16 protein-coding genes are annotated in these 26,965 nt (G+C 63.1%); 7 read left to right on the top strand and 9 right to left on the bottom strand.

Annotated elements, in window-relative coordinates; genetic code table 11:
- Positions 1 to 125: 125 nt before the first annotated feature.
- From U5A58_RS21235 to U5A58_RS21225, 3 genes are all read right to left on the bottom strand, one after another.
- Positions 126 to 1,370 carry a lactonase family protein gene (locus U5A58_RS21235; RefSeq protein WP_321962911.1) on the bottom strand — a complete coding sequence of 415 codons (1,245 nt, stop codon included), beginning with the start codon at positions 1,368 to 1,370 and terminating at the stop codon, positions 126 to 128.
- A gap of 19 nt (positions 1,371 to 1,389) precedes the next feature.
- Positions 1,390 to 2,082, bottom strand: a complete 693-nt coding sequence (locus U5A58_RS21230) for a DUF1223 domain-containing protein (RefSeq protein ID WP_321962910.1) — start codon at positions 2,080 to 2,082, stop codon at positions 1,390 to 1,392.
- A 390-nt stretch (positions 2,083 to 2,472) separates the two neighbouring features.
- A complete protein-coding gene (locus U5A58_RS21225; protein ID WP_321913457.1) occupies positions 2,473 to 3,885 on the bottom strand; it encodes a DUF2252 domain-containing protein in 1,413 nt (470 codons plus the stop codon).
- A 325-nt stretch (positions 3,886 to 4,210) separates the two neighbouring features.
- On the opposite strand from U5A58_RS21225, the gene U5A58_RS21220 reads away from it, so the two are divergent.
- Both U5A58_RS21220 and U5A58_RS21215 read left to right on the top strand, forming a co-directional pair.
- Positions 4,211 to 6,265 (top strand): alkyl/aryl-sulfatase, encoded by a 2,055-nt coding sequence (locus tag U5A58_RS21220; RefSeq protein WP_321949034.1) that lies wholly within the window; start codon positions 4,211 to 4,213, stop codon positions 6,263 to 6,265.
- Between the two features lie 9 nt (positions 6,266 to 6,274).
- Positions 6,275 to 6,799, top strand: a complete 525-nt coding sequence (locus U5A58_RS21215; RefSeq protein ID WP_321962909.1) for a hypothetical protein — start codon at positions 6,275 to 6,277, stop codon at positions 6,797 to 6,799.
- 92 nt (positions 6,800 to 6,891) lie between these two features.
- Here U5A58_RS21215 and U5A58_RS21210 read toward each other — a convergent pair whose 3' ends face one another.
- Positions 6,892 to 8,025, bottom strand: a complete 1,134-nt coding sequence (locus U5A58_RS21210; RefSeq protein ID WP_321962908.1) for a transporter substrate-binding domain-containing protein — start codon at positions 8,023 to 8,025, stop codon at positions 6,892 to 6,894.
- Between the two features lie 106 nt (positions 8,026 to 8,131).
- Positions 8,132 to 9,175 carry a hypothetical protein gene (locus U5A58_RS21205; protein WP_415774269.1) on the bottom strand — a complete coding sequence of 348 codons (1,044 nt, stop codon included), beginning with the start codon at positions 9,173 to 9,175 and terminating at the stop codon, positions 8,132 to 8,134.
- Between the two features lie 350 nt (positions 9,176 to 9,525).
- On the opposite strand from U5A58_RS21205, the gene U5A58_RS21200 reads away from it, so the two are divergent.
- Both U5A58_RS21200 and U5A58_RS21195 read left to right on the top strand, forming a co-directional pair.
- The gene (locus tag U5A58_RS21200) at positions 9,526 to 10,983 is read left to right on the top strand and encodes a DUF1254 domain-containing protein (RefSeq protein ID WP_321962906.1); all 1,458 of its coding nucleotides are present in this window, start codon (positions 9,526 to 9,528) and stop codon (positions 10,981 to 10,983) included.
- A 33-nt stretch (positions 10,984 to 11,016) separates the two neighbouring features.
- The gene (locus tag U5A58_RS21195) at positions 11,017 to 11,424 is read left to right on the top strand and encodes a hypothetical protein (RefSeq protein ID WP_321962905.1); all 408 of its coding nucleotides are present in this window, start codon (positions 11,017 to 11,019) and stop codon (positions 11,422 to 11,424) included.
- A 275-nt stretch (positions 11,425 to 11,699) separates the two neighbouring features.
- Here the strand turns inward: U5A58_RS21195 and U5A58_RS21190 are convergent, their stop codons facing one another.
- Together U5A58_RS21190 and U5A58_RS21185 are read right to left on the bottom strand one after the other, a co-directional pair.
- Positions 11,700 to 12,305 (bottom strand): response regulator transcription factor, encoded by a 606-nt coding sequence (locus U5A58_RS21190; protein WP_321962904.1) that lies wholly within the window; start codon positions 12,303 to 12,305, stop codon positions 11,700 to 11,702.
- A 515-nt stretch (positions 12,306 to 12,820) separates the two neighbouring features.
- Positions 12,821 to 13,171, bottom strand: a complete 351-nt coding sequence (locus tag U5A58_RS21185; RefSeq protein ID WP_321962903.1) for a response regulator — start codon at positions 13,169 to 13,171, stop codon at positions 12,821 to 12,823.
- A 434-nt stretch (positions 13,172 to 13,605) separates the two neighbouring features.
- On the opposite strand from U5A58_RS21185, the gene U5A58_RS21180 reads away from it, so the two are divergent.
- The 3 genes from U5A58_RS21180 to U5A58_RS21170 all read left to right on the top strand — a co-directional run bounded on the left by U5A58_RS21180 (position 13,606) and on the right by U5A58_RS21170 (position 15,549).
- On the top strand, positions 13,606 to 14,379 hold the full coding sequence (locus tag U5A58_RS21180; protein WP_321962902.1) for a DUF2092 domain-containing protein: 774 nt from the start codon (positions 13,606 to 13,608) through the stop codon (positions 14,377 to 14,379).
- 4 nt (positions 14,380 to 14,383) lie between these two features.
- On the top strand, positions 14,384 to 14,914 hold the full coding sequence (locus U5A58_RS21175; RefSeq protein WP_321937894.1) for a hypothetical protein: 531 nt from the start codon (positions 14,384 to 14,386) through the stop codon (positions 14,912 to 14,914).
- A gap of 116 nt (positions 14,915 to 15,030) precedes the next feature.
- Positions 15,031 to 15,549: a hypothetical protein gene (locus U5A58_RS21170; protein ID WP_321962901.1), complete on the top strand. Its 519-nt coding sequence runs from the start codon at positions 15,031 to 15,033 to the stop codon at positions 15,547 to 15,549.
- 31 nt (positions 15,550 to 15,580) lie between these two features.
- Here the strand turns inward: U5A58_RS21170 and U5A58_RS21165 are convergent, their stop codons facing one another.
- Together U5A58_RS21165 and U5A58_RS21160 are read right to left on the bottom strand one after the other, a co-directional pair.
- A complete protein-coding gene (locus U5A58_RS21165; RefSeq protein WP_321962900.1) occupies positions 15,581 to 17,281 on the bottom strand; it encodes a ShlB/FhaC/HecB family hemolysin secretion/activation protein in 1,701 nt (566 codons plus the stop codon).
- Positions 17,282 to 17,343: 62 nt separating this feature from the next.
- On the bottom strand, positions 17,344 to 26,913 hold the full coding sequence (locus U5A58_RS21160; protein WP_321962899.1) for a YDG domain-containing protein: 9,570 nt from the start codon (positions 26,911 to 26,913) through the stop codon (positions 17,344 to 17,346).
- Positions 26,914 to 26,965 lie beyond the last annotated feature (52 nt).

Here is a 26,965-nt window from a genome sequence, read left to right as displayed (position 1 = left end):
GAAAACCGCGATAGACCCGTCGAACATTCTTAACAGCCGACGGGTCATTCCTTGAGCCGCCTGGAGGATCGGCGGCCCCGCTCATCAATCGCCAGATCCTTCAAGCGGCCATCGGATAGACGCGCCTAGCGCGCTGCGATCCCCTGGGCTCCCGGCGGTACGCCGGTCACCGATCCAATCGGTTCGAGCGCGCCGTCAGGCTTCACGCGAAAGCCGCTTACCGCGCCGTTTCCCTCACGCACGTACAGGAACTTGCTGCGGCTGCTGAGCGCCATGTCGAGTGGCGCGCTGAGCGTCCCTGCTGCTGGATTAAGCAAGCTTAGCGTGCCGTCCGCGCCAATCTGCAGACTGCTGATCGTGCCGCTGCCCGCATTGGCGGTATAGGCATAACGTCCGTCGCCGGTTGTGACGAGCCAGCACGGCGCGGACTGTCCCAGATGGATCGAAGCGGTGATCGAATCGAGATGCTTGCCGTCCACGACGTCATATGAGGAAACCGCCCCGGACCCGGCTTCGGAGACGACTGCATAACCGCGTGCCGTGATCGAAAAGCCGAACGGAGTCACGCCGTTTGACGCATGAGGTGTCGCAGTCGAGGCGTAACCGGTAAAACCAACGGCATAGGTGTCTATGAGTTGCGTACCTTTTTCGGTCACCAGCAATTCGTTGCCTTCCGGTGCGAACTTGACCTGCGCAGGCTGGGCGTTGGCTCCGCCAGCAAGCGGCCGTTGCGAGCCGGGTAGCGCAACGAGGCGCTTGCCCAACGCATCGACCACATATCCGCTGATGTTCGGTGTGCCGCCGGCATTGACCACATACGCTATGGGCCCCTTCATGGTCACGCTAACAGGCATTTGACCGCCCGATGGCGCTCTGTCGAGCAGCGTCAGCTTGTCGCCGTCGACCGCAAAGAGCGAAACATCGTTGCTGCCGGCATTCACGGCGAGCAGAAAACCCGAGTCCAGCGTCAGCGAACCTTGCGAGCCTAGCGGATCGGCTCCCGTGCCCGCGCCTTTTCCGCCGGTTGAGTAACTGGCCGCGTAGGTCAGTGTTCCGTTTCCAGCGCGAGAAAAGACCATGACCGAGTTTCCGGACGGCTGATTTGTCAGGACGTAGACCGCCCCTCGCACATCGGCCTCAGAATCCGCTCGCGCAACACTGATTGAAGCGAATCCCAACGCCGCTGTGAGCGCGATGGTTCGATAGAGAAACGATGACCTGCGGGTGACATATGACATGGCGAACTCCTGATTCGGTAGACTCGATTTCACTGAAGGTACCGCCACTGCACTGAGCGCCGGCGCTTCTTTCGGCGCGTCAATAGGTGATTTGGAATCCTTATCAAACATTCGAAAAGGATTCCACGTCATTCCAGTCTTCTCGACCTGCTCAGAGCCCTATGCTGGCGACTCGCGCCGCACCGATAATCGCGCCGTCCGTTGACTGAATCAGAATTGCCGCCTGTTCGCCGGCAGGGGTCGCGCTTTCAAGCTTCAGCGGCGCACCCGTCCATTCGCCGACGGTTTGTATCGAGCGAACGATGTTCGACTCCCTGAGCGTGCGACCTGTGTTTTCTCCCCGCGCAACGTTCGTCACGTGCCCGGCGTCATAGCCAACCAGCACGACTTGCGCATGGCCGGCGCCGCGCCCAACCGTGACCGATATCGTCCTGCCGTGACGCACAGCACTCACCGCCACCTCGGCCTCGTCAGCTTTTTGGGCTTTCGCGATCGCCGCTTCGGCGGCACGCCGGTTCGAACCAACCAGTCCCTTCTGACCGTCGATGACCATTTCCGGCGTATAGGGACTGTCGCCAAAGCGGGCGCTGTACTCAGCCTGGCGCTGTGTGGCCGCCTCCAAAGAGTAAGGGTCCTGCCAGCCCAGACTGTTCCAGTACGTCACATGAAAGGCGAGTGGAAGCAACTCAGGGCGGTCACGAGAGAGCTCCGACAAAAAAGCATCGGCCGGAGGGCAAGAGGAGCACCCTTCGGAAGTAAACAGCTCGACAACGACTGGGCGGGCCGACGCCACAACGGGCGCGACAATCAGGAATGACGCGACAGCAACGAGCCGTACAAGCATGATCGATCTCCAGGGCGGCGGGACTGCCGTTGAATCCGTCGCGCGCGCTCACTGAGTCCACCGCTCCAGGCAGACCCGCATACCCACGCTACGCAGCCAGCATTCAGGGGCACCAACAAGCCGCGTTCAGCCACGGACATTCGTTGCCCGAGACCGTTAGTTCGTTGGGTAACGCTTTCTGGTTACAGCTGGAGAAGTTTTTTTGCGAGACCAGGCGGGATAGGTGATTTCGGATCGAGGGTCGCCCAATGCTTACAGGGCGACGGGAGCGCGCCGTTGGTCGGCCGGCCGCAACCGGATCTCACGCACGGGGTGGGGAATGTCACGTCGATCAAGCGGCGAGCCGGCCTGCTGCCGGCTCCGCCAAACCTCGCTGCCGAACGCGGAAAGTCACACGCGAAAATCCGCCGCCATGTCTTCGTCGCTGCGCGCCTCGAGTTTTCCGGAGCGGCAGGCTTGCATGAACGCCTTGTAATCGGCCTCGTTCTGCGCGGCGTAAGCCAACGAATACTCGGTTAGCGCTTCGGCGAGGCGGTCGCCATTGCCGAGATAGGCGGCGATCTCGACAGCCTTTCCGCTCGCCTTGGCATGCGCGCGAGCGAGCGCCCAACCGCACAGGCGCGCGTAGCCTTGCATCAAGGTGCTGTTCATCCGCTCCACTTCCGCCGACACCTTCATGTCGCGCAATTGCCGGAAATAGAAGTTCCTGCCGGCAGGCCCCGAAGTCCAGCCGAGGAACGAATCGCTGGCCGCCTGCAACAGCCGCTGGCCGACTACCACGCGCTGGCCCTGATGCTCGAGGCCGGGCGCCTCATAGTATCTGGCGATCACGGACCCGCGCGCCTCCTTGACCTGCAGGAACAGCGGCTTCCCGTGACCGTCCACGAACAGCATGACAAGGCAGAACGTGCCGACACTCCCAACGCCCACCACCTTGAACGCGATATCGTGAAGCTCGTATTGACCGATCATCATGCGCCGCTCGGTCGAAAGCGTGCTCAGGTATTCGTCGAACGCCTTGGCGAGTTTGCCTTGCCACGCTTCGGCGTTGGACCAGTTGCTATCCTTGCCGAGCAGCGAATTCGGCCCGGTGGGATGGAACAGCGCGGGCGGTGCGTCCTGAATCGTCCAGCGGCCGTCGCGCAGCGTCGCCATCTTGGCGAGCACGCTTTCGTGCGTTCGCGAAGCCGCCTTTTTGCTCGTTTTGGCGATGAGCGCCCGGCCTTCTTCGGTCGCGGCGGTCTCCATCATGCGTTCGAACGAGATGATCTCGTGCCACAAATCCAGGGTGCTGTATTCCGAGTACTCGCGCATGCGCTCGGCGTATTCGTGAACCGCGGCCGATACGAACTCACCGATGGGACCGCGCCCCATGCCCATGTGCTCGCCGGCAATAGCAAAGCTCGCAACGAGCCGCTTGAGGTCCCATTCCCATGGTCCGTTTGCGACCTCGTCGAAGTCGTTCAGGTCGAACACCAGTTGCCGCTCCGGCGTCGCAAAGCCGCCGAAGTTCATGAGGTGTGCGTCGCCGCATATGGGAAAGGCAATACCGGAGTTGACCGTTCCGGCGAGATCGTGGGCCTGGATGATTGCGCTGCCACGATAGAACGTGAATGGAGAGAGGGACATGCGTCCATAGCGCAACGGCACAAGCGCGTCGACCCGTCCTGCGCTGTTTGCCCGAAGCAGTTCGACAGGGTCGCGTTCGGTGTTGCCGATCTCCGCGTGCCGGGAACGCTTCGCACGTTCGCGCGCCTGACGCCCCGCTGCCTGCCTTTCAGCCAATGTTTGCGTGCCCGCCATTTGCCCACCTCGTTCTGGGTAAGTTTTTTGATGCGCGTTCAGCCGACCCCATTCAGTCTAGCATCGAGTCGTTCGTTGTACTGCCCTATTTGATGGCCATGCAGTCGTTGCTACTCGCGAGTTTTCGTTCGCAAACGTCGCGCAATATCCTTTCCTTCAGGTGACGGATTTGCCGTATGAATCGTATTGCCCCAACGGGCAATGATATTGCCCCAAGCACCTATAGCCGCAATCGGGAGACTCTGCGAAAAGTGTTACCAGAGGTCTTGATCGATCTCGCAGGCCGCCTGCGCCTGATATTTCCACCCCTAACCCGGAGGTGATCATGTCTGAACCGGATGACGCGGCAAAAGCGAGCGGACGCAGAACATTCCTGAAGAACGTGGCAGTGGCCGGGGTGGCCACAACGCTTCCCGGCGCGGTAGGCGAGGCGCTGGCGCAAGCCGGTTCGAGCGCAACCCCGACGGGCGGCGCGTCGAAGCCGGCTTCGGCCGCGACCATCGCGGTGAACAAGCAATATGCCGACTTCCTTTCCTTCGAAGACGCTCAGGACTTCGAAGACGCCAAACGCGGGCTCATCGCAACGCTCCCCGAACCCGTCATCATCAAGCAGGCAAATGGCACCCCGGCGTGGGACCTTCAGCAGTTCGCGTTCGTGAGCGGTGGCCCGGAGAACAACTCGCCGCCGACCGTGAACCCGAGCCTCTGGCGCAATGCCAAGCTGAACATGAATCACGGTCTCTTCGCGGTGGTCGACGGCGTCTGGCAGGTGCGCGGCTACGACCTCTCCGTCATGAGCATCATTCGCGGCGACCACGGCTATATCGTGGTCGATCCGTTCATCACGACCGACGTGGCCTCGGCAGTCTGGAAGCAACTCGTCATTCCGCATCTTGGCGACAAGCCCATCACGCACGTCGTCTATACGCACAGTCACGTGGATCACTACGGCGGCGTACGCGGGCTCGTGAGCGACGACGACCTGAAGTCCGGCAAAGTTCAGATCGTGGCGCCCGCCGGCTTCACCGAAGCGGCCGTGGGTGAGAACATCATCGCCGGGAACGCCATGGGGCGCCGTGCGAGCTACATGTACGGCTCGCTGCTGCCGCGCAGCCCCACGGGCATTGTCGACGGCGGCCTTGGCAAGACGACTTCGGTCGGCACGATCACGTTGGCCGTGCCTTCCATGTTCGCCGAAAAGACCGGGCAAAAATTGACGCTGGATGGCGTGGAAGTCGTGGTGCTGATGGCGCCGGAATCGGAGGCGCCATCGGAGTTCATGTTCTATCTGCCGAAGTACAAGGCGTTTTGCGCCGCGGAAGACGCCACCCATACGCTGCACAATCTGTACACGCTGCGAGGCGCGAAGGTTCGCGACGCCCTCCTCTGGTCGAAGTACCTGCAGTCGTCGCTCGACATGTTCGGCGACGACATGCAGGTGGTGTTCGCGTCGCACTACTGGCCCACGTGGGGCAACGATCGCGTTGTCGCCTTCCTGCGCGCGCAACGCGACATGTACCGCTACATGCACGACCAGGTGCTGCGCATGGCCAACAAGGGCATGACGCCGCTGGAGATCGGCGAAGCGATGCGGCTACCCGACAGCCTCGCAAAACACTGGTTCTGCCGCGGCTACTACGGCACGGTCTATCACGACGCCGTTGCGCAGTACAACCTGCGGCTCGGCTTCTTCGACGGCGTACCGGCGAATCTGCACCGCCTGCCGCCGACCGACGCCGGCAAGCGTTACGTCGAGTTCATGGGCGGCTCGGCCGCCGTCCTCAGCAAGGCGCACGGGTATTACAGCAAGGGCGAGTACCGTTGGGTCGCGGAAGTCGTGAATCACGTGGTGTTCGCGGAGCCGCAAAACACGGCCGCGAAGCAGCTCCTCGCCGACACCTACGAGCAACTCGGCTACCAGTCCGAATCGGCGTCATGGCGCAACTTCTATCTGACCGGCGCCATGGAGCTGCGTAAAGGCATTCAGCAACTGCCCGCCCCGCAGCCGCAAAGCCCGGACACCATCCAGGCCATGCCGCTCGACATGTTCCTCGATTACCTCGGCATCCGGCTCAACGGCGACCGCGCGGCCGGCAAGACGGCCGAGTTCAACCTCAATCTGACCGATACGAAAGAGAACTACGTGCTGGGCGTCGAGAACAGCGCGCTGCACTATTCGAGGAACAAGAACTCGAAAGCGGCCGACGCGACAGTCACGATGACACGCGCCAACCTCAACGACATCATGATGGGCAAAACCAACATGCAGAAGCTCGTCATGGCTGGCGACGTGAAGGTCGACGGCAATAGCCAGAAACTCGGTGAGTTCGTTTCGTGGCTCGACACCTTCGACTTCTGGTTCAACATCGTTACGCCGTGAGGTTCCGCCATGTGCGCTGTCTGTGAGTTCAAGATCGAGTTCGGTATCAGCCACCCGCTCGCGCTGAGCGTGGCCGTTGCAACGCGAAAGGCGATCGAGGCGGATCTGATCGAAGCGATCGACATCGATGAGGGCGCGCTCGCCGCGGCGCGAAAGCGCATGGCCGCGGTCGAGGCGTTGAATCTGCTGCAAGCGCGCATTGAAGACGCGCACACGGAGGCGTGTCTCCTGGACTTGCCTGACTTTTATGTCCTGCTCATCGAAAACGATACGTGGGGCTTTTTCCACGCCACCACAGAAGGCTTCGATCCGGACATCGTTCCGGAGATTCCCGACGTGACGACAACGGAAGAGGCGAAACGCAGCAATATTGTCATCATGTCCGAAGCCGCATTGCGCGGCTGGTTAGCCGGTCGATTCGACGTTGAGCACGCGTTTCGCGAGTCGCTTTTCGTGATCGACGGTCCGCAGATTCACGCTGACTCGCTAACCCGGATGTTCTACGCCACGGAGCCTGCCACCGTCGCACATTGACGCCTACGGCGCGGCCGCTTCAGCATGACGGCCGCGCCGAAGCAAAACAATACGGCTGCACGGTTCAACTTTCGCCAGCCAGGCCGCGACGATTATTTGCTCGCCGCAAACCATTTCTGGTAAATCTGTTCATAGCTTCCGTCCTCGTACATCCCGAGCAAAGTTTCGTTGATGGTCTTGCGCAACGGGCTGCCGTTCGCAACTGCGATCCCATACTTTGCAGGCAGGAATATCGGGCCCACTACCGCAAGCTTCCCGTTGCCAAGCCGGCCTGCCCAATACTGCAGCGTGGGCGCGTCGTAGACAATGGCCTGCACGTCGCCGCGCATCAGCATCCGGAAACCGTCGGCGGCGCTGTTGACGCTCACGAACGGCAAGCCGCGCCCGGTGAGGTACTGTGCGGCAACCGTGCCCGGCACTGTGCCGATTGTCTTGCCTGGAAGATCGTCCGGTCCGCGAATATTCGACTGCAGCCGCGCTACTGTTTGCAATGACGTCACGGTCGCCGTGAACTGCGCGATCAGCACCACGCCGATCAGCCACATTGCGGGCACCAGTATCCTTTTCCAGAGCCCGGCGCTCTCGCGCTCGCCATGTTCGCCAGTCGCGATGATCAGCATGGTCACCCAAAGCCCTTCGCCGACTGCGCGCAGCCAGGGCTTCTGGAAGTTGGGATCGTTGCGGCGCTCGATCAGCCATACGAGATTGGCGAGAACGAAGACGATCACGACGGAGACGGCAAGGAACTGCCCGAGGGCGAGCCACGGAACCGAGCGAAGCGAAGCGACGAACGAGCTGTCGCTTTGCGCGCGCACCATGATCTGCAAGCCGGAATCGAAATACGGCAGCGAGAAGTCGACGCGCTTTTCGCGTTCCGGCGTCAGGGTGATCGCCGCGATGGCGACATCCGCATCGCCACGCTGTACGACGCTCAGCAGATCAGGCTGGTTCGCGACGCGATCCCATGTGAAATCGACATGCATGCGGCGCGCAATCTCATACCATATGTCGATGCTGAAGCCCACCGGGGTTGCCGTCTCCGGCAACACGAACGGGGCGACCGTGGCGATCGCCACCCGCAGCGCGCCGCCTGGCGCAGCGCTCGCGCTCGCAGGCGCGGCGGCGGCCGCCTGAGATGGCTGTGCGGCTTCGGCGGCGGCGCCGGATGGTGCCGGCGCAAACAGGACCAGGCAGAGCATGAACAGCCACCAGGCCGGCTTCGTCATGACGTCCCTCCAGAGGCGACTTGCGTGCGTTGCGGCGATGAGATCCAGTATAAGAACCGTAACCCCTGGCGGGTAGCGGCGCCTTCGTGACAATGACCGGTACCACTCAGAAACTGAGCGCAACACCGAGCGACGCGCCCGTCACATCCTTGCCGAACGCGTAGCGGGCCACGATGCGCAAACGCGAGAAGAGCTTGGTGACCGCGCCGGTGTCGATTTCGATACCTGCGCCGAGCGACGTAAGCTGATTGAAGCCGAGGATGTCGGCCTGACTGCCGAGGTAATCCGAGTGCGACAGTTCGAGGACATAGCGCAGCGGCCGGTTGAACGCGAGCAGCCCGGTCGGTGCGCGCCAGCGCGCGTAGAGATTCGTGGACTGCGCATTCGCGGTTCCGCGCACGCCGCTGGACGACCCAAAGCTCTGCAGATAGATGTCGGTATAGCGCAGTTCGAGGTCGAACTCGTAAGGCTCCTGGCGGGGATACCAGCCAATCATCAGTGAGCCGCCAAGTCCATACGCATTGAGCCTGCCGTTCTGGATGAAGTCGATGTTCTTGTCGGTCTTCCGGTTGACGAGGAATTGCGCCGCGGTCGCGTCGCTGATCACTTCGCCAAGCGAGAAGTTGAAGATCGGCCGGATCACGAGATCCTTCTTTTCGTTGAGCGGAAAGTCCCAGCCTATGCCGCCCGTGGCCGCCACGTTGGTCCAGCGGGTGGGCAGCGCGCGCTCCTGCTGGCCGTCCGTGGCGACGAACGTGGGATCGTAGCGGGACCCGCCGATCGCCCCCTCCAGATAGAGCGGAAAACTCTGGCTCAGCGTAAAGCCGCCGCCGAACTGCGTCATGCTCAGCGAGGGGTCGCCCGTGGAGCCGTTGCGAATGCCAAGCGTGCTCGCGGAAAGGTCCGGCGTGACGGTAAAGGACAGCAAGGCAAGCACGGCATTTGCGCGCTTTTGTACGTTCGGTCCGGTAAATTCGGGGAGGGACGAAGTTTGCGCTGTCGCCGCGGCGGGCATGAGCAACTGGCTCGCCGCCAGAAGCACGGCTGCGGCCGCATGCACGGCCGTCCGATGTGTGCGGCGCGCGCGTCGGAAAGAGCGCGCTTCAGAACGGTACGTGTTGCCCGGATTCCTGGTGTCGGTGGCCGGCATCATTTCGGGCTCTCCATCTTCGCGCGAGACGCTCGATTTGTCCTTCAGTTCGTCCTTCCGTTCGTCCTTCAGCGCGTAATTTAGCGGCGCCCCCAACGAAAATAAAGGGTTAAGCGCCAGATTGCACCAAAGGGCAATCCAATTGCCCGAACTCCCTATCGCCTCAGTTCGGTGCCTGAGCAAAACTGACCCTGCGGACTGCCATGCAGCTGCACGATGAAGTGCTAAGGGCTCGCCTCGCCGAATGAAAGTCCTGAACGGGGAAGGCGCACAAAGCGCAGTGCATCTGCCACCGGTATGCCGAGTTGCCAGCGCAGTTATCGACCCCGTGATCGACAAGCGAGAGTGACATGCCCGATCAAGATGAAGTGAACCCGACACACAAACTAGCGGCGGCGCAAGATGCCCAAGCCGCCGCGCCCGGCGCGTCCGCGCAGGCGTCTCCACCGTCGGGGATCAACATGCACCCCGAATATGCGCAAGTGATTGCGCGCATGGCCTATGTGTGGGGCTGGCCAATGGTGAACATGCTCAACCGGAGCGCACGTATCACCAAGGCGCCGTACGCTGGTTTGCTCAACGGCGTGCTTCCGGCGGCGCCGCGCGGCCAGGTTGGCATGCTTCATGATTACATTGATCCGGCCCAGACGTTCGTAACCTGTCCAAACCAGGACGTCGTCTACGGCCTCGGCTTCTTCTCGCTCGACGACGAGCCCGTTGTCGCACAGGTGCCCGATTTCGGCGAGCGCTTCTGGGTCTACGCGCTCTACGACGCGCGCACCAACCAGTTCGGCCATCTCGGCAAGGCGTACCAGTCGCGCCACGGCTTTTACCTGCTCGTCGGGCCAAACTGGAAAGGGAGCAAGCCCTCGGGTATCACCGAAATCATTCGTTGCCCGACGGCGCTCGCCAATGCCATTCCACGCGTGTTCCAGAACGACACACCTGAGGACAAGCAAGCGATTCAACCCGTGCTCAATCAGATCGTGTTTTATCCGCTCACGCAATTCGATGGCCAGATGAAGACAATAGTCTGGAATCAGGCGCCGATCATCAAGCCACCTGCACAGGCGCAAAACGACAGCGCCGACGGTGGAGAAACCAAGTGGGTCGTCCCTGAAAAATTCTTCGAGCAATTCGGCGAGGTGCTTGATACCGTAGCGCCGCTGCCCGGCGAGGAGGCGCTCCATGCGCAATTCCGCTCGCTCATGGAGGTTGCGAACCGCGACCCCGAAATTAAAAAGGCGCTCGTCTCCAGCGCCGTCGACACGGAGCGGGAAGTGATCGCCCCATTCTTCGCGTGGCGTCGTAACGGCGTGCCGGCCGGCAACGGCTGGAACCGCTCGGCCAATAACGCGCAGACGGGCTTCGATTATTTCGACCGCACCGGCACGGCAAAGTCGAACATGTTCGACAATCGCCCCAGCGAAACGCAGTACTTCTATACGGACCAGGACGCGACCGGCGCACCACTCAGCGGTGCGAATACCTACGAGATCGTCTTTGCGAAAGGCGAAGAGCCCCCTGTCAACGGCTTCTGGTCGCTCACGCTTTACAACGACAAGCATCTCTTTCACGCCAATGACCTCAAGCGCTATTCGCTCGGCACCAAGAACACGACGTTGAACCGCAACGCCGATGGCTCCCTCACGCTCTATGCTGGCTCGAAGTCGCCGGGCGCCGACCGGGAGTCGAACTGGCTGCCTGCCCCGGACGGCACGTTCTCGCTCTATATCCGGGCATACTGGGGCAAGGAGCCCATTCTGGACGGTTCGTGGAAGCCACCGCAAATTCACAAGCGCGGGTAAGCGTCAACAGGCCATGCTCAAGGAACGGACACCATGATCTCGCACAGCCGGAAGACTGCATCGGTACGAGCATTGGCGCGCACAGCCGCCGCCTGCGCCCTGCTCCTTTACGTACACAGTGCCTTTGCTGCGAACCTCGAGTTTCTGCACGACACGCCGCTCAGTTACATGAAGCAGAAAGACATCGACTCGGTCAAGCAGGCGGCCATCGCCGCATTGAACTCGAAAGGCGACGGCGAATCGGCGCAGTGGACGAATGAAGGCTTGGGCAACGGCGTGAAGATCGACGCCACATTGACGCCTCACGACACTTCGAAGACCGGTGACCGGACTTGCCGCATCGTCGATGTGGTCCTGAATGCGAAGGGGCAAACGCTCAACCTGCATCCGCGCTACTGCCGAACGGGCAACGGGCAATGGCAACTGCAGAAAAAGGACTGAAGAAGATCGCTTCAGAGCATGCATCTGCCATGACCAATGCAAATACTGCCTGACTGGTTCGCCGAAATCTTCTGAATTTAAATGTTTGCTAGCAAAGCGGTAAATCGACGATGAAAAATGCCTAAAATGCCTATCAGATAACTACGATGCGCCGAACATGCTCAATATCCGGAATAACTCAACTAAAATGGCATTCTCGCCAAAAGCGGCTTTAGCTCGCCAATCTGTCCGGGCGGCAATCACGACATCGCAGGCGTTGTTCGTCCTTCCCGCTTCTAAGCGGGCATACTGACCATCGCTTGTGTGCGACGCAGCAACTCAGCGAGCGACGTCGCGCCAACCTTGCGCATCAGGTCGGCGCGACAAGACTTGATCGTGCGTTCGGACAACCCGAGTTCCGCTGCGATCTGCTTGTTTCGAAGTCCGGCGGCGATGCCGCGCAACACAACCTGCTCGCGGTCCGCAAGCTGGACCGCCGCTGGGTGCCGCACGGGCGCCTGCATCGTGTTCGCACGCAACGCCGTGCCGATCGCGTCGAACAACACGTGCCGCTCGAACGGCTTGAGCAGGAAGTCGACAGCACCCGCCTTCATCGCTTTCACGGTGCGAGGCACGTCGCTGTAAGCGCTCATGAACACAATGGGCAAAGCCCGCGAGTCGCGCAACAACGCCTGCTGCAATTCCAGGCCGCTCGGGCCACCCAGCTCGAGGTCCAAAAGAATGCATCCCGGACGGTTATCCAGGGCGCTCACCAGGAAGTCTCCCGCGGAGGCATACACGCGCGCCTCGAAGCCCGCGCTCCTCAGAAGCCGCGATAATGCAGTCCGCATCGCTGCGTCGTCATCGATAATATGAATCACCGCCTGTTCAAGATCCGTCACGCTTTTCTCCGCCGTTCATAGTGCGATGCGACGATATTCCAGGTTCGTGCAGTGGCTACAGCGAGCAATCGCCGCAACTGACTTCTTGAATGCGTCTAACTTATATCGGTTTATAGCAACTTTTCAGAGACCCTGCGCGATTGGCGTCACTGCCGCCTTTTGAGGATTCATGCGGAAATTTTGACTAATTCGCGATTATTGTCATTTATGAGCGGTATTATTTTCCTGCGCTGCCGTTGAAATAACCGGTAACGCGTTGGCTTCCGTGTGAAGGTGTGAATAGGGATTGGAATTACCCAAAAGGGCAAAATCATTTCCCGAAATCCCAATGGCCACCCCGTGGCATTGCGAAAACAATCAGGCAGGGAACCAGGCATTCGATCGTGGTTGTGACTGTGCAGGGTGGCGGCGGGCCATTCACGCTGAGGCCCCAATACGGCAGAAACGGCGACGCGACGTGGGAACGTCAAGGTTCACCGTAATCCTCGACACGGCTGCAGCGCAGCCGGTTTGCGTCACGCCGTTGCGGTCGCTTTGGCAATCGCCTCGACCAGCGCCTCACCGGGGAATGGCTTGGTCAGCAGCGCATGCGTACCGGTGTTTTCGACGGCGCCGCGCGTGCGTGCGCCGTCGTACGCCGTCATGAACACCGCGGGCGGCCGCGGCGCATGCAATGTATCGTAGAAGGCTGGCCCCGATAAGCCCGGCAGTTGAACGTCGATGACGAGGCAGCGCGCTGTGGAGGCGAGTTCGAATAGATTGGCGTCCTCGGCGCTGCGAAACGACCGCGTGCGAAAGCCCGAATACCGCAGCAGCCGCTCGAGGGCGCGCCGCAAGCCGGCGTCGTCCTCCACGATCACGATCATCTGCCGCATCACGTTCATACGACACCCACCTCACCGGTACATCGAGTCTTGTACAGACGCGCGCACAACGCCGTACGGGGTCGGGGCCTGCTCCGCTGGAGTCGTTCGATTACATTGCAATCCTATGCAATTTATTACCTCGATGCACGATCCACGAAAGAGACAGATGAAGCAGATGCATCGCCACCCCATCTATCGAGCATGTGTACGACGTGGACCTTCAGTGAAGCATTGCGCGGTTACGCGAGTTGCGACATCGGGACTTGGGGCAATCCCATTTCCCCTTTGGGCAATATCGGGCAGAAGCCTTCCCTTTCGTGATTCCGGCCATTACATTAGGCACTGCAAGCGCGCAGCTCGACGCTGCGAAAGCGCCTGCTAAAACGATGCTTTCACGTTTCTGCGGCTTCTCGCTCATATGCCGGGAGAACACGATGAAGAGAAGGGTTACATGCGTGGCCATACTGGCCGCGACACTCGTTGCGCCACAGGCTTTCGCACAGGCTTCCGCGCCGGTTGCGGCAAGCAGCGTCGCCAATCCAGTCGACCCAGCGGCAGTCGAAGCGCTCAAGAAGATGGGGGCCTACCTTCAGTCACTCAAACGCTTCAGCGTTTCGACCGAACTCACCGGCGAGCGTGTGCTGGAAGACGGCCAGAAGCTCCAGCACACGGCAACGGCGGACGTAGACGTCGATCGGCCGCACCGCATACGCGCACTCATGTCGAGCGCACGAAGCGAGCGCGAAATCATCTTCGACGGCAAAACGGTCACGCTTTTTTCGCCGGCCCAGAAGTACTACTCGAGCGTCGCGTTCAACGGCACGATCGCGGGTTTGATAGACAAGCTCAACGAGAACTATGGTGTGGAGTTCCCGCTCGCCGATCTGTTCATCTGGGGAACGCCGGACGCGCCCGCTGAGCAGTTCGAGTCCGCCATGTTCGCGGGCCAGGACTATATCGGTTCAGACCTGTGCAATCACTACGCATTCCGCCAGAAGGATCTTGACTGGCAAATCTGGATCAAGGTCGGGGAAAGTCCATTGCCGCGCAAGATCGTGATCACGCGCCGCGACGACGACGCACGCCCGCAGTCCAGTTCGGTCATTGACTGGACGACGCACGCCACCTTCAACGACGCCACGTTCTCGTTCCATCCGCCCGCTGGCGCGAAGAAGATCGAAATCGTTCCGGTCAAGAACAAGGGGTAGGCCCATGAAGACCACACTCATGCGAAATCCCGTCCGGCTCCTTCCTGTCGTGGTCGCTGCCTGCGTTGCCTTCACGGTGCCGCCTTCCGCGAGCGCCTTTAGAGGCGGCGGCGGTGGCGGTGGCGGCGTGCACCCAGGCGGGGGCGGTGGTATGCACGCAGGCGGCGGTGGCGGCGCACGCGCCAACCACCCGCCCGTGAACAACGTGAATGCCGACGCACGCACGCGCAACGTGCGCAACACCAGCGTGAACAATGTCAATGCGAATCGCAATGTCAACGTGAATCGCAACGTCAATGTGAACGTCCAGAACGACCACCACGGCGGCTGGGACGACGACTACCACCCGGTCGCCACGGCGGCCGCCGTCACGGCCGCCGTGGGCGTGACGTCCGCGGTGGTCGGCTCCATCGTCCGCTCGGTGCCGTCCAACTGTGTGCCGGTGAACTATGGCGGCATGGTGTACCAGCAATGCGGCGGTACCTGGTACCAGCCGCAAGGCGCACAGTACGTCGTGGTCAACGCGCCGTATTGACCTGCCATGCCGCTTCCATCAGCGTAACGCGTACAGTTAGGATGTTCGCACCGCCCCGGGGGCATACGCCCGCGGGGCGGTGCCTTCGCGAACATCGCCGATGACTGGAGTCCGCCATGCACTCGCTGATGGAAAAGCTAAAGGAAGAGTTCAAGAAGGTCTTGCCGCCGACGATCTTTTTCTTCGTCATTCTCCACATCATCGCGCTGGTTCGTACGCTGATGGTCAAGGAAACCGGCATCACGTTGCCTGCCTCGGGGTCCGTGCTGATCGCCTCGCTCATCCTCGGCAAGTCCGTGCTGCTCGCCGACATGCTGCCCTTCATCAACCGCTTTCCCGACAAACCGCTCGTCTGGAACGTCGCCTGGAAAACGCTGATGTACACGATCGTCGCGCTCGTCATTCATTATCTGGAGCGCCTCTACGACTTCTGGAAAGAAGCCGGCAGTTTCGCTGGCGCAAACCACGAGATGTTCCTCCAGATCAGCTGGCCGCGCTTCTGGGCGATCCAGATCCTGCTGGTGACGCTGGTCTTCAACTACTGCGTGATCGCGGAGCTGGGACGCGCGCTCGGCAAGAGTCGGCTCAAGCGGATGTTCTTCGGCCCGCTGCCCGCATCGCCGGGCCGTTCATAGCAACGACGCGGCGCGTTCCCGCGCCCGCCCCCTAGAAAGCCTTGCGCAACTGCACCCAGCAGTGGACGGACGTGTTGGCGTTCGCGCTGAGTATTTCCGGCGTGCGTCCAAATGGGAAAGCCACACTCGCGCTCAGCAGAAGCTTGTAGGGTCCGTTCCATTGCACGCCAAAGCCGGCGCTGCTCAACTGGCCTGTGTTGGGTCCGGGAACGAACGGGTTCTTGTACTGCTGCACCCACCCCGTATCGACGAAAACGGAAAACTGCCAGATGCCCGGAATGTTCTGGAACGCGGCGTCGTGCCGGTATTCGACCGTCGCCAGATAGCCCCGCGAGCCGGACAGCACGCCAACGTCGTAGCCGCGCACGCTATCGGGGCCGCCCAGGTAGAACTGCTCGGAGGTGTCGAGGTTCTTGCTCGACGTCTGCCCGGAGAAGCCGAAGTACAGCGCATCGCTGTGCGTGAACTGTTGCAGACGCGACAGCGACAGCGCGAGCTTGACGTAGTGGCCCGCGGTATCCGCGCCGAGCTGGTCGATGATATCGGTTTGCAGGTTGTTCGCCGCGAGTACGCCGTAGGTCAGCGCAACGCGCGCATTGCTCACGCCCATCGAATCGAGCTGGTCGCCCGCGAGCGTGGTGGTCACGCTGTTCGTGTGGCGATCGTTCTGGAGTCCGATGATATCGATGTTGTCGTTCAGCCGGCGAAAGTCATATTCGATCTGCCCGTAGAGATTGCCCCGCGTATTGCGGATCAGCGGCTGCGCGAGCACCACGCCGCCAACGAAGGCCGACCCGTGCGCGTCGAGATCGGAGAGATCGTTGCGCAGATGGTAGTTCAGGCCCGACACCGTGGCCCCGAGCGTCGTACCCTGCCCGTTGAGCAGGTAACGATAGTCCATGCGTCCGTAGGTCATGCCGGGGCCCGTCGTCAGCGCGCTGAAGTCGAGCAGGTCGCCCTGGTCGAACAGGCCGTTGATGTTCAGGTTGCCGCTGCCGCGCACGCGACCGCTATAGGGGTCGCCGAAGTTGTCCACCCCGGCGTCGCCGGTCACGCGCTGCTGGGGCGTGACGTCGACGAGCAGATCGGACGTGCCCACCTGTTGCCCGGGCCGCATCGTCGAACTGACCAGCGCGCCCGGAATGTCCTGCAAAAGCAGCAGCGTGCGCTCGAGCTCGAACTCGCTCACCGGCTGCCCCGACTGCAATGCCGCCAGCGTATTGTTCAGCACACGGTCCGATACGCGGCTCTGGTTGTTCAGCAAGACGGCGCCGTAGCGCGCCTCCGCCACGTCGATGCGCACGACGCCGTTCTCGATCGTCTGCGCGGGCACATAGGCCGTCGCGAGCGGGAAGCCGTGCTGGTGATACACCTCGCTGATCTGGTCGGCGAGCGCGTTCAGGTCGCTCAACGTGAGGTTCTTCCCCTCGCTCGGCGCGACGATGGCGTGCAGCATGTCGGCGGGCAATTGCGTGTTGCCCGTGATCTCGATCTGGCGCACCGGAAACGTCTTCGTGTTGTCGGCCGGCGCGTTCTTCGGCGGCTGGATCGTGAGGTCGAGATTCGAGGGCGGCGGCTGCAACTGCGGCTGTGGCGCCTGCTGAAGCAACTGGCCGCTATTCGGCGGCGTCGGCACCCGCACTTGTCCGTGGGCGGCAAAGGCCGTCGCCGCGAGCCCGACGGCAAGACTGATTCGTGTTCTGCACAGGCGCTTCGAGCGAATCTCGATCATGGCATGAAGAGGTCGTGGGGCGCTTGCGCGCGTGCGTTGTTCTTCTCCTCCACCCGGAGGCGTCAATTCGTCGGCAGCCGTACCCCGCCGTTGAGCACTGTGAGCGCGAGTCCGGGATGGAAGTCCGCGCGCGCCAGATTGCGCTCGTTGGGATGGTCTTCCTGCTTCTGGTTGCCCGCGTAACCGCCCTGTGCGGTGTCGGAAGCGGTGCCATACGGCGTTGCCACGTCGTTCGGTGCGAGCGGCGCCTGGACGCTCGCGAGCGTGCCCGCAGGCACCGGCGCGACCGGTGTGATGATGTCGGCGGTCAGTCCGGTGGGCTGCACAAGCACGTAATTGCCCGAGTCGGCGCCGCTGGCGGTCATCGCCGTGCTGACCGGCTTGTTGAAGCCGATAGCCGGATCGTAGAAGTAGCCTACGGCGCTGTTGCCGAGCGTCACGCTGTCGTGGCCGAGCACGCCGGAAAGCGTCGCGCCCGAAAGCGCGTCGAGCACGGTGCCGTCATAAGTCCGGTTGGTCGTGCGCGTGTCCACCACGACGAGCGGCGCGGGCGTGACCGTCACCCAGTCCACGCCGCCCGCCAGCGTGTAGTTGCTGGCGAGCGCCGCGCCGTTGCCGGTCAGCGTGTAGCCGCCGGTCCCGCCGGGTGCGAATGCGATCTGATTGCCGACGTTCTTCGTGGAGAGCGTGCCGCTGCCGGAAAGCGTGAGCGTCTCGCCGTTCACGCCCTGGAGCACGCCGTTCGCGCCAAAGAGGCTCGGCGCCGCGCCCGTGGTTGCGTCATACACGCGGCTGCCCGTGAGATCGAGCACGGCAGGCGTGATGTTGGCCGACGTGGTCGCCGCCGTGTTGAACGTGTAGTTGCCGGCGTCGGCGCCGCTGCCCGCAATGCCCGTCACGAGGATGGGAATGCCGTTGCCTGCATTCGGCGTGACGAAGTTCGACGATTGCGCGCTGAAACTCACGCTGTCGCCGCTCAGGATGCCGCTGCTCGCGAGGCCGACCGAGGCAGTGCGCGTGCCGTCGTAACGCTTGCTCGTGCCCGTTGCGGTCACGGTAATCGCAAGCGGCGTGATGGTCAGCCAGTCTACGCCGCCAATGAGCGTGTAGTTGCTGGCGAGCGTCGAGCCGTTGCCGGTGAGCTTGAAGCCATTGAGCGCACCCAGCGCGAACGGTTTGCTCTGCCCAGCGTCGCGATTCAGAAGATTGCCGAAGCCTGTGAGCGTGAGCGTTTGACCATCTACGCCCGTGAGTTGCCCGCCGTTGCCGAACAGGTTCGCGTCGGCCTGGTTCGTGCCGTCGTAGACCCGGGTGCCGGTCAGGTTCAGGACGAACGGCAGAATGTTGGCCGTCGTGACAGTCGACGTGTTGAACGTGTAGTTCGAGAGATCGCTGCCCGTGCCCGTGATGCCCGCCACGTTGACCGCAATGCCATTGCCCGCGTTCGGCGTGGCGAAATTCGCGCTGCCCGCCGTGAAGCTGGCCGCGTCGCCCGCCACGAGGCCGCTCACGGTCAACCCGTTGAGCACCGCCGTGGTGGTGGCATCATAGGTCTTGTTCTGCGCGCTGGCCGTGATCGTCAGCGCGCGCGGTGTGATGTCCGCGCTCGTCGTGACGACCCTGCTGCCGAACGTATAGTTGCTGATGTCCGTGCCGTTGCCATACAGCCCCACTGTGATCGGAATGGCCGTACCGACGTTGGCCGTGAGGAAGTTCGCCGAGTTGTAGCCCACCGAGGCGTTGTCGCCCGCCACGAGGCCGGTCACGGTGAAGCTGCTGAGCTGCGCGGTGGTCGTGCCGTCGTAGACCTTGTTCTCGCCCACGGCCGCGATCGTCACCGGCTTCGGCGTGATGTTGACCCAGTCGCCCACGCCGTTGCCGAGCGTGTAGTTGCTCCCGAGCGCGCCATTGTTGCCGCTGAGCGTATAGCCCGAGAGGCCGTTCGCGGCAAATGGCTGCTGCACGTTCACGTTCTTGCTCGCGAGCGTGCCGGTGCCGGAGAGCGTGAGCGTTTCGCCGTTCACGCCGGTGAGCACGCCGTTATTGCCGAACAGACTGGCCGCAGCGCCGGTCGTGCCGTCGTACACGCGCGTGCCCTGCAGGATCAGGATGTACGGCAAGATGTCCGCGCTGGCCGTTGCGGTGGCGTTGTATGTGTAGTTGCCCGCGTCAGCGCCGCTCGCCGTGATGCCGCTTATCGTGACCGGAATACCCGTGCCCGCGTTCGGCGTGGAGAAGTTCGCACTACTGAAGCCGAAATTCACGGTGTCACCCGCCAGCACGCCTGTGGGCGTGATCGTCGCCGTGGCCGCGGTCGTGCCGTTGTAATAGCGGCTTTGCGCCGTTGCGCTGACGGTGACCGCAAGCGGATTGATGGTCACCCAGTCGGTGCCGCCCGCGAACGTGTAGTTGCTGGCCAGTGCAGCCCCGTTGCCCGTGAGCGTGAAGCCAGCAAGGCCATTGGCCGCGAACGGCACCTGCGAGCCCGCGTTCTTCGTTGAGAGCGTGCCGGTGCCCGAGAGCGTGAGCGTTTCGCCGTTCACGCCCGTGAGCACGCCATTGCTGCCGAACAGGCTCGCAGCGGCGCCCGCGGTGCCGTCGTAGGTGCGCGTGCCGGTGAGGTTCAGCACGACGGGCAGGATGTTCGCCGTCGCCAGCGCAACGGCGTTGTACGTGTAGTTGCCCGCGTCCGCGCCGCTCGCGGTGATGCCGTTCACCGTGACGGTAATGCCGTTGCCCGCGTTCGGCGTGGCGAAATTCGCACTGCCGAAGCCGAAATTCACGGTGTCGCCCGTAAGCACGCCGTTGCTGCCGATCGTCGCCGTGGCGGCCGTCGTGCCGTCGTAGGTCTTGTTCTGCGCGGTCGCGCTCACGACGATGGGCCGCGCCGTGATATCGCCTGTCAAGCCGGTGGGCTGCGTAAGCACGTAGTTGCCGGCGTCGGTGCCGCTGATGGTCATCGTCGCCGCCGTGACGGCCTTGCCGGTGCCCGCGTTCTTGTCGGAGAACGTGCCCGTGGTGTCGTTGCCGAGCGTCACGCTGTCGCCCGCGAACACACCGGCGAGCGTCGCGCCGCTCAGCGTGGCGTTCGTCGTGGCGTCGTAGACCTTCGTGTTCACGGAAGTGCCGTTGACCGTGAGTGTCGCAGGCGTGATGTTGACCCAGTCCGTGCCGCCCGCGAACGTGTAGTTGCTGGCCAGCGCGCTGCCGTTGCCCGTGAGCGTGAAGCCCGCAAGGCCGTTCGCGGCGAACGCCTGCTGCGTGTTCACGTTCTTGCTCGCGAGCGTACCGGTGCCTGAGAGCGTGAGCGTTTCGCCGGCCACGCCCGTCAACGTGCCATTGTTGCCGAACAGGCTCGCGGCGGCGCTGGTCGTGGAGTCGTACACGCGCGTGCCGGTGAGATTCAGCACATAGGGCGTGATGTTGGCCGTGGTCGTGGCGGTCGTATTCGTGAACGTGTAATTGCCTGCGTCGGCGCCGGATTCGCTAATGCCCAGAACCGTCACCGTCTTGCCCGTGCCCACGTTCTTCGTATCGAAATCGGCGGACTGATCGCTGAAGCTCACCTGGTCGCCCTGCACGATGCCGGGGCTGCCGAGCTGCACAGTGGCCGTGGTCGTGCCGTCGTAGACCTTGTTGCTGGCCGTGGCCTGCACCGTGACGCCAAGCGGCGTGATGTTGGCCGTGAGGCCGCTGGGCTGCACCAGCACGTAGTTGCCCGCGTCGGTGCCCGAGATGGTCATGCTCGTGGTCACCGGCTTTGCGCTGCCTACGTTCTTGTCGTTGAACAGACCCTGGGTGTCGTTACCCAGCGATACGGTGTCCGAACCAAGCACCCCGCTGAGCGTGGCGCCGAGCAATTGCGCAATGGCATTGCCGTCGTAGACCTTGTTCTGGGCGACCGTGTTGAGCACGTTCAGCGTGGCGGGCGTGACGGTGACCCAGTCGGTGCCGCCGACGAGCGTGTAGTTGCTCGTCTTCGCCGCGCCGTCGGCGGTCAACGTGTAGCCGCTCAGGCCGTTCGTCGCGAATGGCTTCTGGTTGCCCACGTTCTTGTCCACCAGCTGGCCGGTGCCGGTGAGTGTGAGCGTCTCGCCGTTCTGCCCTTGCAGCACGCCGTTGGTGCCGAACAGGGTCGCAGCGGCAGTGGCCGTGGTGTCGTAGACCCGCGTGCCCTGCAAGTTCAATACGCGTGGCGTGATGTTGGCCGCGGTGTCCGCGGTAGTGTTGGCGAACGTGTAGTTGGCCGCGTCGGCGCCGCTCGCCGAAATGCCGGTCACGTGCACCGCGAGGTTATTGCCCACGTCAGACTGGGAAAAGTTGGCCGCCTGGTCGCTGAACGTCACCTGGTCGCCCGCCACCACGGCGGCGCTGGACAGATTGACCTGTGCGGTGGTCGTGCCGTCGTACTGCTTGTTGATGCCGGTGGCCGTGATCGTCACACCCAATGGCGTGATGCTCGCGAAAATGCCGGTCGGCTGGATCAGCGTGTAGTTGCCGGCGTCCGTGCCCGAAATCGTCATCTGGGTGGAAACCGGCTTGTTGGTACCGACGTCTTTGGTATTGAACAGCCCCGTCGCGTCGTTGCCGAGCACGACGGTGTCGCTGCCGATCACCCCGCTCAGCAGGGCGTTCTGCAAGGTCGCCGTTCGCGTGCCGTCGTAGACCTTGTCGAGCGCGGTGGTATTGAGCACCGTGAGCATGGCGGGCGTGATGGTCACCCAGTCGGTGCCGCCTGCGAGCGTGTAGTTGCTCGCGAGGCCCGTGCCGTTGGCAAGCGCCAGCGTGCCGAGATTCGAAAACGGCACCTGGGTGCCCACGTTCTTGCTGGTCAACGTACCGGTGCCCGTGAGCGTGAGCGTCTCGCCATTGACGCCGTCGATCACGCCCGCGCTCGAGAACAGATTCGCGTTGGCGCCCGTCGTGGCGTCGTACACGCGCGTGCCGGTGAGGTTGATGATCTTCGCCGTGATCTCGCCAAGCGTGCCGGTGGCCTGGGTCGGCAAGCTGTAGTTCGAGAGGTTCGTGCCGACCGGCGACGTATAGTCCGATGGCTCGAGCGTGGCGCTCACGCCCACGTGCGTACCCACATTCGGCGAGAAGTAGCCGCTCGCCGCAGTCTGCGTAATCGTCGCGCTCTGGTTGCCCACGAAGCCCGTAATGGTGAAGTCCGACGCGCCGAGCGTGACCGACGTCGTGCCGTCGTACTGCTTGATGGGGTTGCCGGTGATGCTCACCGTGAGCGGCGCGGGCGTGATGTTCGCGAACAGGTTCGACGGCTGCGACACGCTGTAGTTGCCCGCCTGCGCGCCGCTCAGGGTGAAACCGCTCGCGCTCACCGCCAGGTTGGTGCCCACGTTCGGCGTACTGAACTGGCCCGTTGCACTGCCCGACGAGAGCGTGACGTTATCGGTGCCGAGCACGCCAGCGAGCGTGACGTTGCCGGTGTTGATGGTAGCGGCCGTCGTGCTGTCGTACACCTTGTTGTTCGCCACCGCGCCGTTGATGGTGAGCGGCGCGGGCGTGATATTCGCGGTAAGCCCGGTGATGGTCTGCAACGTGTAATTGCTGGCCGCGCTGCCGGAAATGCTGAAGCCGTTTGCCGTCACGGCAATGCCGTTGCCGACGTTGGACTGGGCGAAGGTGCCCGAGGTGGACGTGGTGAGCGTGACGTTGCCCGCATCGGATGGCACCAGACCCGAGAGCGCCGCGCTGCTCACGTCGAGCGTGTCGGCGGTTGTCGTGTCGTAGACCTTGTTGGTCGCGTGCGCGTTGATGACGTACAGCGGCGCAGGCGTGATGATCCCCGGGCCCGAGGCCGTGGTGGGCAACAGGTAATTGCTGAGCAGTGTGCCGCTGTTGGCGGTGTAGTTGCCGGGCACGAGCGATCCGCTGACGATCCAGTTGCCCGCGTTCGCGCTCGCGTAATTGAACTGCGTGGTCGGTGTAATGGTCGCGCCCTCGCCGCTCACCATGCCGATGACCTGCAGGTTGCTGCTGCCGACCGGCGCGAGCGTGGTCCCGTTATAGACCTTCCTGGGCAAGCCGATGATCGCGACCGTGAGCGGGGCGGGCAGAATCGTGCCCGTGCCGTAGGCCGAGATCGGGAACGAATAGTTGTTGAGGTTGGTGCCGGCACCGGGTGTCAGTTCGGACTGCGTAAGGCTCGCCGTAACCGCCTGGGACCCGGCATTTTTCGTTGCATAGTTCCCGGTAATGGTTTGATTGACCGTCGCGCTGTCGGTCCCAACGAAGCCTGTAAACGTGAAATCGCTCGCGGGAATCGTGGCGATCGTGTTGCCGTCATAGGTCTTCGACGGGTTGTCCGTGATCTGCGCCGTCACCTCGCCGCTGATCGGCCGCTTCACGATCGTGCCCATGCCCGTCGCGGTGGTCGGCAACGCGTAGTCGGAGAGGAGCGTGTTCGGGCCGGCCTGGTAGGCGCTGCCCGGTATGGTCGCGCTTACGCCCTGATAGCCGACGTTGGGCGTCGCGTAGGTGCCCGTCGGCGGGTAGGGATTCAGGGTGATGAACTCGCCGGGAATGGCGCCGGTCACCTGGTAGTTGTTGCTGCTGAGCGAGGCGGTCGCGGTGCCGTCGTACACCTTGGTCGGGTTGTTGATGATGCTTACTTCGACCGGTGCGGGCGTGATGACACCGCTCGTGCTGGTCACGGTGGCCGGGAACGTGTAGTTCGACATCGACGTGCCGGCCGCCGGCACGAAATCGGAAGCGGTGAGCGCCGCGTCAATCGGGATGTTGGTGCCCGCATGCTGCGTTGCATACCCTCCCGACACCTGGCCGATGGTCGCGCTCTGGCCGCCCACGAAGCCCGAAATGGTGTAGTTCGACTGATTCAGCTGGACCGCCGTGGTGCCGTCGTAGACTTTGGTCGGCGAGCCGAGGAAGGTGATCGTCAGTGGCGCCGGGGTGATGTTTGCGGTGAGGCCCGTGATCGGCGCAATGGAATAGTTGCCCGCCGCCGTGCCGGACAGCGTCAGGCCGCCGACCGAGACAGTGAGAGTGTTGCCCACGTTGGACTGGCTGAACGTACCCGTGGACGAGCTCGACGAAAGCGTGACGTTGCCCGAGTCGGAGGCAATGATCCCCGAGACCGCGGCGCCGCCGACGTTCAGCGTCGCAGTAGTCGTGGCGTCGTACACCTTGTCGTTCGCGCTCACGCCCGTAACGGTCAGGAGTTTCGGCGTGATGTTGGCGTTAAGGTAAGCCGGCACCGAGATCGTATAGTCGCCGGCCTTGGCGCCGGTCAGCGTGAGACCCGTGGGGACCACTGAAATCGCATTGCCCACATTGGGCGTGGCGAACAGGCCAGCCGCGTTGCTCGCGTCGAGCGAGACCTGCCCGCTGTCCGAACTGACGAGACCGAAGAGCGCGGCGCCGCTCGCGTCGACCGTGGCGGCTCGCGTGCCGTCGTACACCTTGTTGCTGGCGATGAGCCCGGTCACGTTGAGCGGCGCGGGCGTGATGGTGCCGGTTCCCGTCGCAGAGGTCGGCAAAGTGTAGTTGGCAAGGTTCGTGCCGGTGTTCGCCGCGAAATTGGTCGATGTGAAGCTCGCGTTGACCGCAATGCCCGTGCCGGCATCCACGCTCGCGTACGAAACGGAACTGGCCTGATTCACGCTCGCGCCCTGCCCGGCCACGAAGCCCGTGAAGCTGTAGTTGCCGGCCGTGAGCGGCGCCGAGGCTGTGCCGTCGTACACCTTGGTCGGGTTGTTGACGATGCTGACCGTGAGCGGCGCGGGCGTGATCGTGCCGATATCGGCCGAGGCCGTGCCTTTGGCCTGGTAGCCGTAAGCCGGAATGCCGGTCGACGTGTTGATGACGACGCCCGCGAACGTCGTCGGCGAATTCACGGTAATGTTCGTGCCCGCATTGGAGGTGGCATAGCTACCCGTGGCGCTCGCAACGACATCGCCGTTCACGAGCCCCGTGGTTTGCAAATTCGCGTTGGTCAGGTTCGCCGTGCCCGTGCCGTCGTAGACCTTGGTCACGCTGCCAGTGAGGCCAGTCAGCGTGATCGTCGGCGCAAGGCTGTAGAGAAAGCCGTTGCCGGAGGCCGCAGGCGTCGTGCCATAGGGCGCGTTGTACTGGATGTACGAAGGCGTGAGACCGCCGGTCGTGTCGAGCCGCGGGTCGCTCGAGTAGATCAGCCAGGGCGCCGAGGTGCCCGTGCTCACGGCCGCGCTGCCCGCGTTGTTCACGAAATTCGCTTTCGTCGCCAGCACGACGCCAGCGCCGCCCGTCACCGCGCCGCCCGCGGCGATCGTCAGGTTGCCCGTGCCCGCCTGCATGTTGACGGCGCCCGCGCCGGTCACGGGCGCGTTCACGAAGATCGCGTTAAGCGCCTCGAGCGTCAGGCTCGCGGCTGCGTTGGTCCAGCTGATGGCCGCGTTGACGTTGATGTCGCCCGCGCCTGGCGATTGCACGCCGGCACCCGAGGTGCCCGTTGCGGTTGTCTGCTCGACGACGTTCGTGCCGCCGTTCAGCGTGCTCGAAATCTGGCTGGCCGCATTGGCGTCGATGGTCAGGTCAGTCGGGTCGACGAGCCAGGTGCCGGCCCGCCCGAACGGCGCCGCCGCCGTGATGTGCGCGTCGGGCGCAATGTTGAAATGCGCCGCCGATGTTTCGATCGAGCCCCCATCGCCGCCGTTCGGTGCGCTCGCATCCAGCGTGCCGCCAACATTGACCTGCCCCGCTGTCATGCCGCCCAGCAGGACGATCTTGCCCTCTTGATCGGCCACCGTCTGGGCGCGAATCTTGCCGGTGTTGTTGACTGCGCTGGCGAGCAGCGCGTCTTTCGCGCCAGCCGTCATGATGACCTGTCCGCCGTCGGCCACGATCAGTTGCCGGTTCTCGGCCAGATTGTCGAGTGTGCTCGCATCGACCTGAATGTGGACGAGGCGCGAACCGTCGAACGTGAGGGTGGCCGCGCTCCCTCCCGCCAGGGCGACCGTGCCGAGCCGCGCGGTGATGACGCCCTGGTTCGATACGCGGTTGCCAAGGAGTGCGACATATCCCCCATCGGCCGCGGTAATCGTGCCCTGATTGACGATGCTGCCCTGCCCGCTGCCGCTGAAGCGGCGGTTGTTGCTGCCGAGGCTGGCGGGGTCGACGTCGAGCGTGGAGGCCACGATGCCGCCGACGTTCACGCGCGCAGACGGACCGAACAGCACGCCATTGGGATTGATGAGCCAGACCTGGCCGTTCGCGTTGAGATTGCCGAGAACGGCGCTCGGCGTGCTGCCGAGGATACGGTTGACCGCGAGCGAACTGCTGCCAGGCTGAACGAAGTCGACCGTCTGGCCCGCACCCACATTGAAGCTGCGCCAGTTCAGCTGCAGCGTCTGGCTGGTTTGCTGGATCGTGGTCGTCGAGCCCGACTGATGGATCGAACCGGTGCCCGAAACGATCTGGCCGCCGCTCGGTCCGCCTGCTGCGTACGCCACGCCTACCCACACAAAAGGCGCGCCCGCGAGCATGATCGCGACAAGGCGGCGGATACCGTTGCGGGCTCGACAAGCGCCGCTGCCCGCACGCCGGCACGCGAGTTCCGAAACGACGACCCATTGCCTGAGCGACCGGTTCCAGCACAACTGGTAGATGTGATTCATGGCATCGCCCATCCTCAGCGTGATACCGGACCAGACAACGCAGCAGCGGGTG

The organism is Paraburkholderia sp. J7 (assembly GCF_905220155.1).
Classification (GTDB): Bacteria; Pseudomonadota; Gammaproteobacteria; order Burkholderiales; family Burkholderiaceae; genus Paraburkholderia.
This window is presented reverse-complemented; position numbering and strand designations above follow the sequence as displayed.